Origin of the sequence: Methylobacterium segetis, assembly GCF_004348265.1 — a bacterium.
Lineage (GTDB): Bacteria > Pseudomonadota > Alphaproteobacteria > Rhizobiales > Beijerinckiaceae > Methylobacterium > Methylobacterium segetis.
Map to the genome: position 1 here is coordinate 20,169 of NZ_SMNT01000007.1, position 16,755 is coordinate 36,923.

Consider the following 16,755-nt stretch of genomic DNA (forward strand, 5'->3'; position numbering starts at 1 on the left):
ACTCAGGCATTCGGGGCGAGGCTCAAACCGTCCGGGGCTGCGCCGGGCCCGGCCCCGGCCCTGCGCTCGGCGACGTAGGTGAGGGCACTGGCCACGACGCGCTCGGAATAGGGCTTGGCGATCACCCCGAAGGCGCCCGCGAAATCCTCAGGGATGCGCTTGCTGTTGGCCGTCATGAACACGACCGTCGTGCGCGGGTCGGCGCTGAGCGCCCGGGCGACGTCGACGCCGGTCGGCCCGTCGACCAGATGGATGTCCACGAGCGCGACGTCCGGGCTCGTCGAGCGTCCGAGCGCGATGGCCTCAGCCGAACTTCCGGCGACGCCGACCGTCTCGTAACCGAGATCCTGCAGCAGGTATTCGAGTTCGAGCGCAATGAGCACCTCGTCCTCGACGACGAGGATGCGCATCGCCGGCGCCACGGTCATGCCGTCTCCCGATCGTGTTGCGCCGGACCGAACGTCTCGGGGGATCGTCCCGGCGGCCTGCAAACCAAAAACGCACGTCGTCCCGAGAGCATGTTTCATGTTCCCTGGACCACGCTCCAACCTTTCGATGCAGCGCATGATTTTCGAGCGAACGGGAGGCCGCCCCGCTCGGAAACCCGCTAGATCCCGCTCTCCAGCGGAACGCTGATGTCGACGCGGGTCCCGGGCGACGCGTCGTCCCAGCGGATCGTGCCCCGAAGCTGGCGCACCACCATCTCGGCGAGGCTGCGGCCGAATCCCGCCGGGTTCGTCCCGGTCGCGCTCATGCCGACGCCGTCGTCCTCGATGACGAGATGAAGGGCCTCCCCGTCCCTGCGCGCCGTCACGGAAATCCGGCCGGCCCGGCCGCCCGGGAACGCGTGGCGAACCGCATTGGTGGCGAGTTCGTGAATCATCAGGGCCAGAGGCGCCGCCATCGCGGCGGAGACCGCGATCGGATCGACCTCCGATTCGAGCCTCGTCCGATCCTCCTCGAGGCCCACGCTCAGATCGGCCAGGAGATCGGCGGCGAAGTCCTGCAGGTTGAAGCGCGAGACGTCGCCGGCCGAGTACAGCATGCGGTGGGCCGTCGAGAGGGCGCCGACACGTTCGGCCATGCTCTGCAGCGCGTCCCTGGCCTCGCCTTCCGGCGTGCGCCGGGCCTTGAGCAGCATGAGCGAGGATATCACCTGGAGGTTGTTCTTCACCCGGTGGTCGACTTCGTGGAGGAGGGCGGTCTTCTGCTCCAGGGCCGATTGCAGGTCGGCGGTTCGGGCGTCGACCTGTCGCTCGAGCTCGTCGTTCGTGCCGCGCATCGCCATCTCGAAACGGCGCTTGTCGGTCATGTCGGCCTGGGCGGCGAAGAAATACGCGAGTTCGCCGGAGGCGTCGCGAACCGGCGCGATGGTCATCGCGTTCCAGAACGGCGTCCCGTCCTTGCGATAGTTGAACAGCTCGCACTCGATTGTCCGCGCGGCGGCGATCGCCCCGCCGATGCGACGGATCTCGGCGGGATCGGAATCGGGTCCCTGCAGCATCCGGCAATTATGCCCGCGCAGTTCATCGAGGCCGTAGCCGGTCAAAGCGACGAAGGCGGTGTTCGCCCAGACGATCGGGTTGTCGGGCTGGCGCGCGTCGGTGACCACCATCGGCGTCGGGCTGGCGCTGAAGGCGGCCGCGAAGATGCCGTCCGCGAGACTGAATGCGTCGAGGGCCGATCTGTCGTCGTCCGTCATGCCATCGCCGACCGCCGATCCTCGTCGCGGCCCAGGAACGCGGGCCGGACCGAGCGTGCACACGGGGTGCCCGAAGCACCCTGGGTTCCGAACAGGAAGCTGGGGCCGCGGTTCCCGCCTGCGCCGCCTTGTCCACCGCCAAGTTGGGGCGAGCACGTTAAGAAATCGTCGACCATCTTCCCCCCACGCCTGAGATCTCGCGATTCGGCGTCCGCGCCTCGCGGGTGAGCGCAAGGCTGCCACGATTTTTGCTGAACAAGAGGCCGCGAGCCCGAGGAGTTCCACCGCCATGCCCGCCAAGCTCGAGCGCCCGTCCGCCTCTGCGAAAGCGGCCCGCCCGCGGCTCCGGATGCGCGACATCCTGGAGGATTCGCGGATCGCCCTGATGCTGGCCCTCGGCTTCGCCTGCGGCCTGCCGATCCTGCTCGTCTTCTCCACGCTCTCGGCGTGGCTCGCCACCGCCGGAATCCAGCGCACCAGCATCGGGCTCCTGTCCTACGTCTCGTTCGCCTACTCGCTGAAGTTCATCTGGGCGCCGGTGATCGACCGGCTCGACCTCCCGGTGCTGGCGCGCCTCCTGGGGCGGCGCCGGGCCTGGATGCTGCTCTCCCAGGTCGCGGTAGCGGCGGGTCTCGTCGGCATGAGCCAGGGCGACCCGTCGGCCTCCCTCAGCTTCATGGTGATCTGCGCGCTCATCACCGCCTTCGCCTCGGCGACGCAGGACATCGTCGTCGATTCCTGGCGCATCGACGCCGCCCCGACCGAGCGGCAGGGCATGATGCTCGCCGCCTACCAGCTCGGCTACGCGGTGGCGCGGGCCTTCGCGGGGGCGGGCGCCCTCTACATCGCCCAAGGGGCGGGCTGGTCGCTGGCCTACGGGGCGATGGCGCTGCTGATGCTCGTCGGCATCGTCGCCGCGCTGCTCGCGCCGCGCCAGGATCCGGTCCCGGTGCCGGACGAGCACCGTTCCGTGGGCCGCACCCTCCAGATCGCCGTCGTCGAGCCCTTCGGCGACCTGATCCGCCGCAAGGGGGCGCGGCTGATCCTGATCCTGTCCCTGATCATGCTCTACCGCTTGCCCGACATCATCTCCGGCGTGATGGCCCAGCCCTTCTACATCGAGCAGGGGTTCTCGCTCACCGAGATCGCCAACGTCACCAAGGTCTACGGCGTGATTGTCGGGATCGTGGGGGCCTTGGCAGGCGGCTTCGCGGTGATCCGCTTCGGGCTGCAGGCCTCGCTCCTGTTCGGCGGCATCGTCGCGGCCGCCTCGAACCTGATGTTCTCGTGGCTCGCGGTCTCGGGGCACGACACCTGGCTCTTCGTCGCGAGCATCTCGATCGACAATTTCGCGGGCAATTTCGCCGGCACGGCGCTCATCGCCTACATGTCGAGCCTCACCTCCCCGGCCTTCGTGGCGACGCAGTACGCGCTGCTCTCCTCGCTCTACGCGCTGCCCGGCAAGTTCGTCGGCGGGTTCTCCGGCTTCATGGTCGACGCGATGGGTTACCCGACCTTCTTCGCGGCCTCGGCGGCGATCGGCATCCCGGTCGCTCTTCTCTGCCTCGCCCTGATCGCCCTACGGGAGGGCGCCGACGACGAGGCGGAGCCCGCCCCGCTGCCCGAAGAGGAGGTCATCGCCGCGAAGGCGTGAGCGGCGGGTCCCGGTCCCGGAACCAAGGGAAGGGCCCGGCGCTTGCCTTGACCGGACTTTCCGCGAGACCCACCTCCCCGACACCAGACAAGGGACCTCAGACGTGAGCGACATCACCCTCGCCGGCGAGACCCTGCCCACCCCGGTCGATGCCCAGCCGCGCGCGCTCAGCGACGAGGATCTCGCCGCGCTGCGCCGGGCGGTGCGTGCCCTGGAGCGGCCCGGCCTCGCCGCCCGCCTCTCGGCGGCGGCCGGCGCCCCCCTCGACATCATCGGGCGCTCCCTCCCGGCTCCGGTGACGGATGCCGTCGCGCGCTCGACCGAGACGGCGATGCGCGGCGCGTTGCGCGTGGCGCTCGCCACGCTGCCCAAGAAGGCCGTCGTCGCGGAGGGCCGGGAGGTCGCGCCCGTCGCGCTCCCGCGCGAGGGGCTGATGGGGCGGCTCCTCGGCTCCAGCGAGGCCACCCACAAGGCGCTCGCCGCCGTCTCGGGCGCGATCGGCGGCGCCTTCGGCCTCGCGACGCTCGCGGTCGAGCTGCCGCTCTCGACCACGCTGATGCTGCGCTCGATCGCCGAGATCGCCCGCGAGGAGGGGGAGGACATCGCGACCCCGGAAGGGGCGCTCGCCTGCGTCCAGGTCTTCGCCCTCGGCGGCCGTGGCGGCGAGACGGGCTTGGCCGAGAGCGGCTACTTCGCCGTGCGGGCGGCGCTCGCCAAGACGCTCAGCGAGGCGGCCCGCTACGCCGGAAGCCGCGCCCTCGTCGACGAGACGGCGCCGGCTCTGATCCGCTTCTCCGCGCAGATCGCCGCGCGCTTCGGCGTCATCGTCTCGCAGAAGGTGGCGGCGCAGGCCGTGCCGATCCTCGGGGCCGTCGGCGGCGCCGCCGTCAACACGGCCTTCATGAATCATTTCCAGTCGACGGCGCGGGGGCATTTCACCGTGCGGCGCCTGGAGCGCACCTACGGCATCGCCACTGTGCGCGCGGCCTACGAGGTCGAGAAGGCCGCGCTCGGGCCGGCCTGACCCGGATTCCACCGGCCGCCGGGGCGCCCGATGTGGCGCGGCGGCCCGGTCCCGCCTCCGGGCCGTCTTCCTGTAATCGCTAGGCTGCGGCCTTCCCGCCATTGTCGAGGAAGAGCCGGTAGGCCGGGTTGTCGGTCTCGTCGGTGCAGGGGAAGCCGAGCTCGTCCACCGCCTTCTGGAAGCGTTCGCGCTCGGAGGGAGGCACCGCGATGCCCGCGAGCACGCGACCGTAATCGGCACCGTGGTTGCGGTAGTGGAACAGCGTGATGTTGAAGCCCTCGCCGAGCCCGTCGAGGAAGCGCAGCAGCGCGCCCGGGCGCTCCGGGAACTGGAAGCGGTAGAGGCGCTCGTCCGCGAGCCCCGTGGCGCGGCCGCCCACCATGTAGCGGATATGGACCTTGGCCATCTCGTTGTCGCTCATGTCGAGCACGGCGTAGCCGGCCTCGCGCAGCGACGTGATGAGGGCCCGCTTCTCGGGCAGGCCCCCGGCGAGGTTCACGCCGACGAAGATCTGCGCGTCCGCGTCCTTTGCGTAGCGGTAGTTGAACTCGGTGATGGCGCGGGGACCGAGCGTGCCGATGAAGGCGCGGTAGGCGCCCGGCCTCTCCGGGATCGTGACGCCGAGGAGGACCTCCCGCTGCTCGCCGATCTCGGCCCGCTCGGCGATGTGGCGCAGACGATCGAAATTGAGGTTGGCGCCGCTGGAGACGGCCACCAGCGTGCCGGCCCCGCCCTCGCGCTCGGCGTAGAGCTTGGCGCCGGCCAGCGCCAGCGCGCCCGAGGGCTCGGAGATGGCGCGGGTGTCGTCGAACACGTCCTTCACCGCGGCGCACATGGCGTCGGTGTCCACCGTGATGACCTCGTCGAGGCTCTCCCGGCAGAGGCGGAAGGTCTCCTCGCCGGCGCGCCGCACCGCGACGCCGTCGGCGAAGAGGCCGACGCTGTTGAGCGTGGTCGGCTCGCCGGTGGCGAGCGCCGCCGCCATGCAGGCGGCATCGTCCGGCTCGACGCCGATGACCTTCGTCTCGGGGCGCAGGTACTTCACGAAGGTCGCGACGCCCGCCGCGAGGCCGCCGCCGCCGATGGGAACGAAGATCGCCTCGATCGGCCCGCTGTGCTGGTGCAGGATCTCCATGCCGATCGTGCCCTGGCCGGCGATGACGTCGGGGTCGTCGAACGGGTGCAGGAAGGTCAGGCCCTCTTCCGCTTCGCGGCGCCGGGCCTCGGTGAGGGCCTCGTCGAAGGTGTCGCCGTGCAGCACGACCTCGGCGCCGCGGGCCCGGCAGGCATCGACCTTGATGGCCGGCGTGGTGCGGGGCATCACGATGACGGCCCGGACGTTCAGCTTCGCAGCCGAGAGGGCGACCCCCTGGGCGTGGTTGCCGGCCGAGGCGCAGATGACGCCGCGGGCGAGCTGGTCCGCGTCGAGGCCCGACATCTTGTTGTAGGCGCCGCGCAACTTGAACGAGAAGACCGGCTGCAGGTCCTCGCGCTTCAGGAGAATCGGCCGCGCGTAGCGGGCCGAGAGGCGCGGCATCGGATCAAGCGGCGACTCGATCGCGACGTCGTAGACGCGGGCGGTGAGGATCTTGCGGATGTAATCTGTCACGGGCCGGAGCGATCATGAATCGGGACGTCGGGACGTTGATCGCGACATAGTCCTTCGCGGCGCAAGAAGCGAGCGCCTGCCGCATCTTAGCCCGCGCGATCGATCAGCGCGGCGATCCACACGAGGATCGCGATCACCTGCGCCAGGAAGGTGCCCGCCGACGCGAGATCCTTCACGGCGCCGATCCGCGGATGCCGGTCGGGGTGGAGGTGGTCGCAGAGCTTCTCGATCGCGGTGTTCAGGAACTCGGCGGCGAGCATCAGGAGGAGGCTCGCCACCAGCGCCACCCGCACCCAGAGGCTCGGGCCGAGGACCAGCGCGACGGGGATGCCGAGGCCGAGGAGCAGGAGTTCCTGGCGCACCGCCCGCTCGGTGAGGGCGCCGTGCAGGAGGCCGCGCCAGGAATTCAGGAAGGCGAGGAGGAGCGCGCGCACCGCCTCACCCCCGCGGAGCCGGATCGGGGGGCGCGGCCCGCGCGATCCACTTGGCCAGAATCGGCCCGGTCACCAGCACCACGAACAGCCGCAGGGTCTGCACGGCGAGGACGAAGGAGACGTCGGCCTTGGACCCCACCGCGATGATGGCGACGGAATCGAGCCCGCCCGGGCTCGTCGCCAGGAAGGCGGTGAGGAAGTCGATCGGCAGGATGCGGGTCAGGCCGAAGGCCCAGGCGGCGCAGAGGGCGATGACGGCGAGCGTCGCCACCGCGATGCCGGGGAAGGCGTGCAGGGTCTCCGCCAGGGTCTCGCGGGTGAAGCGCAGGCCGACATACCAGCCGATCACGGCGTAGGCCCCGTCGAGGAGCCAGGGCGGCAGGCTGATGCTGGCGAGCCCCGTCGCGTGCAGCGCCGAGCCGAGCAGCATCGGGCCGACGAGGGCGCCCGCCGGCAGGCGCAGAGCCAGCGCGACGCCCGCGCCGACGGCGGCGACGGCGAGCGTCGCCAGGACGGCGCCCAGGGGCGCGGCCGGGGATGCGGCCTGGGCCGCTCCGGCCGGCAACTCGGCATCGGTGAGGAGGCGCGCCACGAGCGAGGCGGAGAGGACGACGGCCGCGACCCGCACGTATTGCATGAAGGCGACGAGGCGCGGGTCGGAGCCGTATTCCTCGGCCATGGCCACCATGGCGGCGGCGCCTCCGGGCGAGGAGCCCCAGGCGGCGGTGGTGCCGGGCAGGACCCGCATCCGGGTCAGGACGATTCCGACCACCGCGCCCGCCGCCACGGTCACGAGCACCACGAGGAGGATGAGGAACCCGTCATCCAGCAGGGTGCCGGTGATCTCGGCATTGACGGCGTGGGCGACGAGGCAGCCGATCAGGGCCTGGGCGGCCTGGAAGGGGGCTTTGGGCAGGGTGATTCCGGCACCGCGCACGCCGAAGGCGATGGCGGCGAGCATCGGCCCGAGCAAGAGGGCTGCGGGGAAGCGGGCGAGGGCGAGGCCGTAGGCGAGGATGCCGGACGCGGCGATCAGCAGCGCCCAGAGACCGAGGCTGCGGCCGAGGGAACGGGGTGCGGGCAAGGCGGGGCTATGATTCCTGGGGGCCCGCGCGCCGTGCGAACCGAGGCGCGGCGCTACACCGGAATGGCCGGCCTGTCACGGTGTGAGGCCGCCGGGCGACCGCGCGTCGGCGCCCGCCGAGCCCTGTCCGGCGTCGCTACCGCGCTCCCAAAACCGAGCCCGCATCACCTCTCCCGGCCGGGAGAGGTCGAGTCGGCGCAGCCGACCGGGTGAGGGGCGCGACGTCTCCGGATAGGGCGCACCCCTCACCCTGTCCCTCTCGGAACGAGAGGGGACCCGTGCTCGACAGGCCGGCGTCGCCGTCTCCCCGACCAATGGACCGGCGAGAAGGCTCCGCGGTTAGGAGAGGCCCTCGTCGTCCCGGCAGGCTGCCGTGCTCGGCGGCGCGTGCGCCCTGAAGAACGCGGCCAGGTGCGAGAGGCCGGCGGCGCGGGGGTCGCTGGAGCGCCAGGCCAGCGCGATGGTGCGGCCGGGTCCGTCCGCGTCGAAGCCCCGCGTCACCACGAGGCCGCTCGGATCCGGGCCGGCGGGCACGGCGAGCGCCGGCAGGAGGGTGTAGCCGGAGCCCGCCGCCACCATCGAGCGCAGGGTCTCGAGGCTCGTCGCGTGGCGGCCGACGCCGCTGCCCGCGCCGCAGGCGGCCACCGTCTGGTCGCGCAGGCAATTGCCCTCGTCGAGGAGCAGCAGGCCCGGCCCCGCGATGTCCGTGGCCCGCAGAGCGCCCCCCTGGGCAAGCGCGTGGTCGGCCGGGCAGGCGAGCCAGAACGGCTCCACGAAGAGCGGCGAGACGGTGAGCCCGGCCGAGGCCAGCGGCAGGGAGACGAGGGCGGCGTCGATGCGCCCGTCCCGCAGGCCCTCGAGGATCTCGGCGGTGCGCGCCTCGCTGAGTGCCAGCGAGAGGAGGGGGAATTCCTGGCGCAGCAGGCGCAGCACCAGGGGGAAGAAATAGGGGCCGAGCGTCTGGATCGCGGCCAGGACGAGGCGGCCGGTGAGCGGGGCGCCGCGGCCCTCGCTCGCCAGGGTCAGCAGGCGCTGCGCCTCCGCCAGCACCGCCCGGGCCTGCCGCACGATGACCTGACCGGCGGGCGTCTGCAGGACCCGCCGGTTCGAGCGCTCGAACAGGGCGAGGCCCAGGGCCTCCTCCAGCTTGCGGACCTGAACGCTCAAGGTCGGCTGGCTCACATTGCAGCGATCGGCCGCCCGGCCGAAATGACCCTCGTCGGCGATCGCCACCACGTATTCGAGATCGCGAAGGGACAGGCCGGCGACATTCATAGACGCCGTCTATCACGATCTTTGCGACGATGCATTTGCCAATGGGTCAAGCCGCGGTCATAACGGCAGCCCAGAACAGTTCCAGCTTGCCGGGCGTTGCCCTGGCATCCTGCACATCTCACCCGAATTCCCAGAGAGGCGCGACGCATGAGCGACCAACGTCCCATTCTGACGACCCGCCAGGGCCATCCGGTCCGCGACAACCAGAGCACGCGGACGGTCGGCGAGCGGGGCCCGGCGACCCTCGAGAACTACCAGTTCATCGAGAAGATCACCCATTTCGACCGCGAGCGGATCCCCGAGCGCGTGGTCCACGCCCGCGGCGCCGGCGCCCATGGCTACTTCGAGGCCTATGGCAAGATCGGCGACGAGCCGGCCTCCAAGTACACCCGCGCCCGCGTGCTCACCGAGACCGGCGTGAAGACGCCGATGTTCGTGCGCTTCTCCACCGTCGCCGGCGCCAAGGAGAGCCCCGAGACCGAGCGCGACCCGCGCGGCTTCGCGGTCAAGTTCAAGACCGTCGACGGCAACTGGGACCTCGTCGGCAACAACCTGAAGGTCTTCTTCATCCGCGACGCGATCAAGTTCCCGGACATGATCCACGCGTTCAAGCCGGACCCGGTGACGAACCGCCAGGAGGCGTGGCGCTTCTTCGACTTCGTGGCCCAGCACCCCGAATCGATCCACATGGTGACGCACCTGAAGTCGCCCTGGGGCATCCCCGCGAATTACCGCGAGATGGAGGGCTCGGGCGTCAACACCTACAAGCTCGTCAACGATCAGGGCGAGGCGGTGCTCTGCAAGTTCCACTGGGAGCCGAAGCAGGGCGTGCGCAACCTGACCTCGGCCCAGGCGTCCGAGATCCAGGCCAAGGATGTCGGCCACGCGACGCGGGACCTCTACGACAACATCAAGGCCGGCAATTTTCCCGAGTGGGAATTCTGCGTGCAGATCATGCCGGACGGCCCGAACGACCACCTGTCGTTCGACCCGCTCGACGACACCAAGCTGTGGCCCGTCGACCAGTTCCCGCTGCTGCCGGTGGGCCGCATGGTGCTCGACCGCGTGCCGGACAACTTCTTCGCCGAGGTCGAGCAGTCGGCCTTCGGTACGGGCGTGCTCGTCGACGGCATCGACTTCTCGGACGACAAGATGCTGCAGGGCCGGACGCTGTCCTACTCGGACACGCAGCGCTACCGCGTCGGCGCGAACTACCTGCAGCTGCCGATCAACGCGCCGCAGCCCGGCGTGAAGGTCTACTCGAACCAGCGCGACGGCCAGATGACCTACGGCGTCGACGGTACGGGGCCGAACCGGCACATCAACTACGAGCCCTCGACGCTGGCCGAGGGCCTGCGCGAGGCGCCCAAGCCCGCGAAGGACTACCACCAGCCCGTGAGCGGTAATCTCGGCCGCTACCAGACCTCGCGGACCGAGGACGACTACACCCAGGCCGGAATCCGCTACCGCTCCTTCGAGGATTGGGAGCGCGAGGACCTGATCGCCAACCTCGTGGCCGACATGAAGCAGTGCCCCGAGCCCATCCAGCTCCGGATGGTCTGGCACTTCTGGCACGCGGACGAGGATTACGGCCGCCGCGTCGCGGAAGGCGCCGGGATCGACCTCGAGAAGGCCAAGGCCCTGCCGCCGCTGCCGGGCCGCGCGGCCCCGGGCAAGCGCCTGACGGCCGAGACCTACACGGACGGCTCGCAGGCCCACAAGGTCGCCGCCGAGTAAGGCGGACTCCGGATCCGAGACGATTCACGCCCCGCCCGGTCCCCGACCGGGCGGGGTTTTCGTTTGGCAGGCCGATGCGCACATGGGGCGGGAGGGCCCCGCCGGGGCCGGCCATCGATCCGGGAGAGATGCCATGGGCCAGATCCTCAGGGCCGGGGAGGGCGCGCATGTCTGCATCAACGGGATGGAGATCACCTATCTCGCCCGCAGCGGCTCGACCCACGACGCGATGGGGATCTACGGCGTCACGCTCGCGGCGCAGTCCCCGGGCGCGGGCCTGCACCGGCATGCCCGGCTCACCGAGACCTTCGAGGTGCATGCGGGCACGCTCGCCATGCGCATCGACGGCCGGGACGTCGATCTCGGGCCCGGCGACTTCGTGCTGATCCCGCCCGGGCAGCCCCACGCCTTCGCCAACCGCTCGGAGGCGGCCGTGCGCTTCACCCTGAGCTTCACGCCCGCCCTGGAGCGGGAGGGCTTCTTCGAGGGGCTCGCCAAGCTCGCGGCCGAGAACAGGCTCGCGGACGAGGCGGCGATGGAGCGGCTGATGCGCCGCTACGACCAGGAGCCGCTGGAAGGGTTCGGGGGCTGGAGCGAGGTCGATTGAGGGCCGCGAGCGGGCCTCAGCCCGCGGCGATCGTCCGGGCCTTGCCCGCGTGCAGGCCGAACAGCAGGGCGCCGAGGGCGAAGGTGGCGAAGACGCACGCCGACAGGTTCCAGCCGCCCGCCTCGTGGGCGAGGCCGAAGCCGAAGGGGCCGAGCGCCGCGATGGCGTAGCCGACGCCCTGCGCCAGCGCCGAGAGCGCGGCGGCGCTGCCGGGATCGCGGGCGCGCAGCACGATGAGGGTGAGCCCCAGGCCGAACGTGCCGCCGAGGCCGAAGCCGAGGGCGACGGCGAGGGGCGCGACGAGCGCGACCGGGGCGAGCAGGATGCCGAGGAAGGCGCCGAGCGTCAGGCTCACGAGGGCGGCGACGAAGGCGCGCTGCTCCCGAGCCCGCGCGGCGAGTGTCGGCACGAGGAGGGCGCTCGGCGCCTGCCCCAGGCTCATCAGCGAGGCGACGAAGCCTGCCTCGGCCGGCCCGAGCCCGCGGTCCAGCAGCACGCTCGGCAGCCACGCGAAGGCGATGTAGGCGAGCGAGGATTGCAGGCCCATGAAGCCCGTCACCTGCCAGGCGAGGCGGTGCCGGGCGATTCCCTGGATCATCGCGCCGCCGGCTGCGGAGGCGGCGCCGTGCGTGCGGGCCAGCGCCAGCGGCGCCCAGGCGAGGCTCGCGAGGAGCGCCGGGACCGCCCAGGCCGCGAGCGCCATCGCCCAGCCGCCGGGCAGGATGTCGAGGAGCGGCACGGTGAGCCCCGAGCCCGCCGCGGCGCCGAGGCAGAGCGTCATGGTGTAGAGGCCCGTCACCAGCCCGACATGGCCGGGGAAGTCGCGCTTGACGAGGCCCGGCAGCAGGCCGCCCGCGAGGCCGATCCCGGCGGCCGAGACGCAGGCGCCGAGGAACAGGGGGAGGAGGCCGCCGAGCGCCCGCAGGGCCAGGCCCGCCGCCACGACGAGGATCGCCAGCAGCACGCCGCGGTCGGGGCCGAGGCGGCGGCTGATCGCCGGCCCGAGCGCGCTGGCGAGCCCCAGGAACAGGACCGGCAGGGTGGTGAGGAACGCGGCACCCGCCGCGCCGAGCCCCGTCTCGGCGCGGATGCCGGCGAGCAGCGGCCCGACCGTGGTCAGGGCCGGGCGCAGGTTGAACGCGACGAGGAGGAGGCCGGCCCCGAGGAGGAGGGTGGGCGGCCGGCTCTCGCCCGGGCTCACGCCCGGCGCCAGGCCGCCAGCGCGCAGAGGAGCGCGCCCGCGAGCATCAGGGCGAAGGGGATGTCGCCGAGCCGGGCATAGAGGGTGCGGCCGGGCACGGGGGCGGGGAGGTCCGCGTCGAGGATGTCCTCGCGGCCGAGGGGAAGGCTCGCGGTGACGCGCCCATAGGCGTCGACCACCGCCGAGATGCCGGTATTGGCGTCGCGCACCAGGGGCAGGCCCTCCTCGACGGCGCGCAGCCGCGCCTGCGCGAAGTGCTGGCGGGGGCCGGGCGTGTCGCCGAACCACGCGTCGTTCGTGACGTTCAGGATCAGGCCCGGCACCGGCTCCGCGGCGCCCGGATGGGCGGCGGGCACGATGCCTCCGGGGAAGATCGCCTCGTAGCAGATCGTGGCGGCGGCGGGGGGCAGGCCGGGCACGGTGAGGATGCGCTGCCCCTCCCGGCTCCCGGCCGAGAAGCCGCCCGGCACCGACACGAACTGGCGCAGGCCCACGGCCCGCAGCGCCGCGTCGAGGGGCCCGGGCAGGTACTCGCCGAAGGGCACGAGGTGGACCTTGTCGTAGGTGTCGCTGATGCGGGCGGGCGCCTCGATCGTCATGATCGCGTTGAAGAAGCGCAGGCGCTCGCCGGGCAGGGGCTCCTCGGCCCGCGCCGCGCCCGTGACGAGGCGGGCGCCCGGCGGCAGGCCGGAGCCGACCTTGGCGAGCGAGGCGGGATCGCGCTGGATCAGGAAGGGGAAGGCGGATTCGGGCCAGATCACGTGGGTCGGCGCCGGCGCGCCGGACTCGGGCGGGCGCTGGCTCAGCTCGACGTAGCGGTCGACGATGTCCTCCCGGTTCTCGGGGCGGAACTTGGCGTCCTGGGGCAGGTTCGGCTGGACGAGGCGCAGCCGCACGCCCGCGACCGGCGCCGAGGGGGCGGGGGGCACGCGCTCGGCGCCCCACAGGGCAAGCGCCGCGAGCCCAATCGCGGCCGCGGCGGTGGGGCCGTAGCGGGCGCGCGGATGCGTGCCGGTGGCGAGCGTCGCGGGGGCGGCGCAGATCAGGACCGCGAGGAGCGTCAGCCCGTAGAGGCCGATATAGGCCGCCGCCTGCATCAGCCAGAGATCCTGGCCGAGCGCCATGCCGAGCGTGTTCCAGGGAAAGCCCGTGAACAGGTGGCCCCGAAGCCATTCGGCCCCGGCGAGGCCGACGCCGAGCGCGGCGATGCGGCCGGCCTTGCGCGACCAGAGCAGGCGCGCGGCCGCAAAGCCCGCGCCGTAGAAGATGGCGAGCACGGCGGGCAGGCCGACGACGCCCAGCGGCAGCGCCCAGGCGAACTCGTCGGCCTCGACGAGGAAGGCGGCGCCCAGCCACCACAGCCCGGCCGTGAGGTAGCCGAAGCCCCAGGCCCAGCCGACGAGGAAGCAGGGCCCGAGCGTGCGCGCGAGGCCCGCCCGGCTCGCGGCCGCCCCGTCCATCAGCCAGACCGCGGCGGTGAGCGAGACGACGAGCGCCGGCACCAGCCCGAAGGGCGGCATGGCGAGCGCGCCCAGCGCGCCGGCCAGCATCGCGACGCAGACCCGGCGCCAGCCGCGGGCGAGCGCCAGCCAGCGAACCGGGGCGGCGAGGGGGCCGCCCGCATGGTCGCGCGCGGGCAGGTCCGCCCGGAGATACGCCTCGCCCGCGGTCACGAGCCGTGGGTCTCGACGCTCGGGGCGGGCTTCGGCGGCGGCAGGGCGAGGGGGACGACCGCCTCGATCTTGGCCGGCCCGCGCTGGAAGCGCAGGCGCTTGAGGCGGCGCGGGTCGGCGTCGAGCACCTCGAATTCGAGGTCGCCCGGCCCGGCGATCAATTCGCCGCGCGAGGGCACGCGACCCGCGAGCGTCACGATCATGCCGCCGATCGTGTCGATCTCCTCGGCCATCTCGCCGACGGCGGCGACGAGATCGACGCCGGTCGCCTCCGAGACCTCGGCGAGGCCGGCGCGGGCATCGGCGACGAAGACCTCCCCCTCGCCGTCGAGCCGCTGCACGAGCCGGCCCTCGGCCACGTCGTGCTCGTCCTCGATGTCGCCGACGACCATCTCGATCAGGTCCTCGATCGAGATCAGGCCGTCGGTGCCGCCGTACTCGTCGATGACGAGGGCCATGTGGGTGCGCGTCGCCTGCATCCGCACGAGCAGGTCGATCGCCGGCATCGAGGGCGGCACGAACAGGACCGGCCGCTGGATGCGCGTCGCCGCGAGCGTCGCGGAGAGGTCGACATGGGCGAGGTTGAGGGAGCGCAGCGTCCGCGCGCCGCCGTTGCGCCGGCCGCGGGGGGCGGGCTTCTCCTCGGCGACGACGGGCTCGGGAATCGCGGCACTCGCCGCCGCGCGGCGAGTCCCGGCCTCGGCGCGGGCGGCGATATGGTCGACGAAGTCGCGGATGTGGACCATGCCGCGGGGATCGTCGAGGGTCTCGCCGTAGACGGGCAGGCGCGAATGGCCGGCCGTGCGGAACAGCTTGAGCAGGTCGCCGAGGCTCGTCTCGATCGAGACCGCGACGATGTCCGCCCGCGGGATCATCACGTCGTCGACGCGCACCTTGTGCAGGCCGAGCACGTTCTTGAGCATGGCCCGTTCCAGGGGCGAGAAGGCGTTCTCGCCGTTGTCGGGCTCGGACAGGGCGCCCTCGATGTCGTCGCGCAGGGAATCGCGCGGCTTCAAGTGCAGGGCCTGGAGCAGGCGGTCGTACCAGGGCTCGCGGGAGCCGGCCTCACCGTCCGCGGAGGGGAGCGCGGCCTGGGCCGCGCCGCGACTTCGATCGTTCGTCATGTCTCTCGGGTCTGGGATAGGCGCCGGGCGTCCGCCTCAATCGGCGTAGGGGTCGGGCACGCCGAGGGTGCGCAGGGCCGCCACTTCGAGGGCTTCCATCGCATCGGCCTCGGCCTCGCCGGTCTCATGGTCCTGGCCGAGAAGGTGCAGCGTGCCATGAACGAGCAGGTGCGCGAGATGATCGGCGAGCGGCTTCGACTGCTCGGCACTCTCGCGCAGCATCGTGTCATACGCAAGGACGACGTCGCCGAGCGGCGCCGCCATCCCGGCGACGACGGGCTGCGGCGGGGCCGGGAAGGACAGGACGTTGGTCGGCTTGTCCTTGCCCCGCCACGTCCGGTTGAGCGCCTGCACGGAGGCGTCGTCGGTCAGCAGCACGCTGATCTCGGCCGGCCCCGCGGGCGCCTCGGGTGCGGCGGCGTACCCCGCCTCGACCGCGCGGATCACCAGCGCCTCGAGGTCGGGCGAGACCCCTTCCCAGCGCGGATCCTCCACGGCGACGTCGATGTCGAGGGGCATGGTCAGGCAAGCGGCCGGCGGCGCGGGTTCGGGTTGCGGTCGGCCTCCGCATCGCCGTGGGAGGCCCGCTCGTAGGCCGTGACGATGCGGCGGACGAGGTCGTGGCGGACCACGTCCACGTCCTTGAAGGTGACGCGGCCGATCCCCTCGACGCCGTCGAGGATCGAGACCGCCTCGACGAGGCCGGAGCGCTGGCCGGGCGGCAGGTCGATCTGGCTCGGATCGCCGGTGATGATCATGCGCGAATTCTCGCCGAGCCGCGTCAGGAACATCTTCATCTGCATCGAGGTCGTGTTCTGCGCCTCGTCGAGCAACACCACGGCATTCGTCAGCGTGCGCCCGCGCATGAAGGCAAGCGGCGCGATCTCGATCTGCCCGGTCTGCAGGCCGCGATCGACGTGGCGCGCCTCCATGAAGTCGTAGAGGGCGTCGTAGATCGGGCGCAGGTACGGGTCGACCTTCTCGCGCATGTCGCCGGGCAGGAAGCCGAGCCGCTCTCCGGCCTCGACCGCCGGGCGCGACAGGATCAGGCGCTCGACATGCCCCTGCTCCAGGAGCGAGACCGCGTGGCCGACGGCGAGCCAGGTCTTGCCGGTGCCGGCGGGCCCCTCCGCGAAGACGAGCTCGTTCGTGCGCAGGGCCTTGATGTAGGCGTCCTGCGCGGCGTTGCGGGCGCGCACGGCGCCCCGGCGGCGAGTGGCGATCTGCTCGAATTGCGGCCGGTCCGATTCGGCGGCGATCTCGGCCGTGGGGAAGAGGCTGCCCTGGACCGTCGCCTCCTGGATGGCGCCGTCGACGTCGCCGAGCGTCAGCGCGGTGCCGCCGCCCTGCACGCGGGCGTAGAGCCGCTCGAAGACGCGGCGCGCCCGCTCGGCCGCATCCGGCGCGCCCTTGACGACGAGGTGGTTGCCGAGCGCCGTCGCCGTCACGCCGAGGCGGCGCTCGATATGGGCGACGTTCTGGTCGTACTGGCCGAAGACGAGGCTCGCGAGGCGGTTGTCGTCGAAGGTCAGCGACACCTCGACCGTCTCCATGATCTCGCCGGGCCGGGAGGCGGGTCCGCGCCCGCGCAGGGCACCCCCACGGCCGGAGGCTCCGTCACTCGGGCTCAC

15 protein-coding genes are annotated in these 16,755 nt (G+C 72.2%); 4 read left to right on the forward strand and 11 right to left on the reverse strand.

Annotation, left to right across the window (positions count from 1 at the left end; all coding sequences use genetic code 11):
- Nucleotides 1–2 precede the first annotated feature (2 nt).
- The gene (locus tag E1J50_RS03105; protein WP_132250303.1) at nt 3–428 is read right to left on the reverse strand and encodes a response regulator; all 426 of its coding nucleotides are present in this window, start codon (nt 426–428) and stop codon (nt 3–5) included.
- Nucleotides 429–607: 179 nt separating this feature from the next.
- The gene (locus E1J50_RS03110; RefSeq protein ID WP_132250305.1) at nt 608–1,702 is read right to left on the reverse strand and encodes a histidine kinase dimerization/phosphoacceptor domain -containing protein; all 1,095 of its coding nucleotides are present in this window, start codon (nt 1,700–1,702) and stop codon (nt 608–610) included.
- 289 nt (nt 1,703–1,991) lie between these two features.
- Here E1J50_RS03110 and E1J50_RS03115 point away from each other — a divergent pair, with 289 nt between their 5' ends.
- Nucleotides 1,992–3,356 carry an AmpG family muropeptide MFS transporter gene (locus tag E1J50_RS03115; RefSeq protein ID WP_245516404.1) on the forward strand — a complete coding sequence of 455 codons (1,365 nt, stop codon included), beginning with the start codon at nt 1,992–1,994 and terminating at the stop codon, nt 3,354–3,356.
- 103 nt (nt 3,357–3,459) lie between these two features.
- Nucleotides 3,460–4,380 (forward strand): EcsC family protein, encoded by a 921-nt coding sequence (locus E1J50_RS03120; RefSeq protein ID WP_132250307.1) that lies wholly within the window; start codon nt 3,460–3,462, stop codon nt 4,378–4,380.
- A gap of 79 nt (nt 4,381–4,459) precedes the next feature.
- On the opposite strand, the gene ilvA is transcribed toward E1J50_RS03120, so the two are convergent.
- From ilvA to E1J50_RS03140, 4 genes are all read right to left on the reverse strand, one after another.
- Nucleotides 4,460–5,989, reverse strand: a complete 1,530-nt coding sequence (gene ilvA, locus E1J50_RS03125) for a threonine ammonia-lyase, biosynthetic (protein WP_132250309.1) — start codon at nt 5,987–5,989, stop codon at nt 4,460–4,462.
- Nucleotides 5,990–6,075: 86 nt separating this feature from the next.
- Entirely contained in the window at nt 6,076–6,423 is a 348-nt protein-coding gene (locus E1J50_RS03130; protein ID WP_132250311.1) for a diacylglycerol kinase, read from the reverse strand.
- Nucleotides 6,424–6,427: 4 nt separating this feature from the next.
- Entirely contained in the window at nt 6,428–7,507 is a 1,080-nt protein-coding gene (locus E1J50_RS03135) for an AbrB family transcriptional regulator (RefSeq protein WP_132250313.1), read from the reverse strand.
- Nucleotides 7,508–7,846: 339 nt separating this feature from the next.
- Complete coding sequence (locus E1J50_RS03140) at nt 7,847–8,782, reverse strand: LysR substrate-binding domain-containing protein (protein ID WP_132250315.1); 936 nt, start codon at nt 8,780–8,782, stop codon at nt 7,847–7,849.
- Between the two features lie 147 nt (nt 8,783–8,929).
- Here E1J50_RS03140 and E1J50_RS03145 point away from each other — a divergent pair, with 147 nt between their 5' ends.
- Both E1J50_RS03145 and E1J50_RS03150 read left to right on the forward strand, forming a co-directional pair.
- Nucleotides 8,930–10,519, forward strand: coding sequence for a catalase (locus tag E1J50_RS03145; protein WP_132250317.1), 1,590 nt, complete (start codon nt 8,930–8,932; stop codon nt 10,517–10,519).
- A gap of 133 nt (nt 10,520–10,652) precedes the next feature.
- Nucleotides 10,653–11,126: a cupin domain-containing protein gene (locus tag E1J50_RS03150; RefSeq protein WP_132250319.1), complete on the forward strand. Its 474-nt coding sequence runs from the start codon at nt 10,653–10,655 to the stop codon at nt 11,124–11,126.
- A gap of 16 nt (nt 11,127–11,142) precedes the next feature.
- Here E1J50_RS03150 and E1J50_RS03155 read toward each other — a convergent pair whose 3' ends face one another.
- From E1J50_RS03155 to E1J50_RS03175, 5 genes are read right to left on the reverse strand one after another with little or no spacing between them, the layout of a single operon-like run.
- Nucleotides 11,143–12,327: an MFS transporter gene (locus tag E1J50_RS03155; protein ID WP_132250321.1), complete on the reverse strand. Its 1,185-nt coding sequence runs from the start codon at nt 12,325–12,327 to the stop codon at nt 11,143–11,145.
- Nucleotides 12,324–13,967 (reverse strand): apolipoprotein N-acyltransferase, encoded by a 1,644-nt coding sequence (lnt, locus tag E1J50_RS03160; protein WP_245516409.1) that lies wholly within the window; start codon nt 13,965–13,967, stop codon nt 12,324–12,326. The genes E1J50_RS03155 and lnt overlap by 4 nt, the downstream gene beginning before the upstream one ends.
- A 29-nt stretch (nt 13,968–13,996) precedes the next feature.
- Complete coding sequence (locus E1J50_RS03165; RefSeq protein ID WP_132250323.1) at nt 13,997–15,124, reverse strand: hemolysin family protein; 1,128 nt, start codon at nt 15,122–15,124, stop codon at nt 13,997–13,999.
- Nucleotides 15,125–15,160: 36 nt separating this feature from the next.
- Nucleotides 15,161–15,643 (reverse strand): rRNA maturation RNase YbeY, encoded by a 483-nt coding sequence (gene ybeY / locus E1J50_RS03170; RefSeq protein ID WP_132250325.1) that lies wholly within the window; start codon nt 15,641–15,643, stop codon nt 15,161–15,163.
- 2 nt (nt 15,644–15,645) lie between these two features.
- Nucleotides 15,646–16,755, reverse strand: a complete 1,110-nt coding sequence (locus tag E1J50_RS03175; protein WP_132250327.1) for a PhoH family protein — start codon at nt 16,753–16,755, stop codon at nt 15,646–15,648.

Coding starts and splice junctions, on each gene's coding strand:
- E1J50_RS03150 (WP_132250319.1), top strand. CDS start 10,653: ATGGGCCAGATCCTCAGGGCCGGGGAGGGCGCGCATGTCTGCATCAAC.
- E1J50_RS03110 (WP_132250305.1), bottom strand. CDS start 1,702: ATGACGGACGACGACAGATCGGCCCTCGACGCATTCAGTCTCGCGGAC.
- E1J50_RS03140 (WP_132250315.1), bottom strand. CDS start 8,782: ATGAATGTCGCCGGCCTGTCCCTTCGCGATCTCGAATACGTGGTGGCG.
- E1J50_RS03115 (WP_245516404.1), top strand. CDS start 1,992: ATGCCCGCCAAGCTCGAGCGCCCGTCCGCCTCTGCGAAAGCGGCCCGC.
- E1J50_RS03165 (WP_132250323.1), bottom strand. CDS start 15,124: ATGACGAACGATCGAAGTCGCGGCGCGGCCCAGGCCGCGCTCCCCTCC.
- E1J50_RS03145 (WP_132250317.1), top strand. CDS start 8,930: ATGAGCGACCAACGTCCCATTCTGACGACCCGCCAGGGCCATCCGGTC.
- ybeY (WP_132250325.1), bottom strand. CDS start 15,643: ATGCCCCTCGACATCGACGTCGCCGTGGAGGATCCGCGCTGGGAAGGG.
- E1J50_RS03105 (WP_132250303.1), bottom strand. CDS start 428: ATGACCGTGGCGCCGGCGATGCGCATCCTCGTCGTCGAGGACGAGGTG.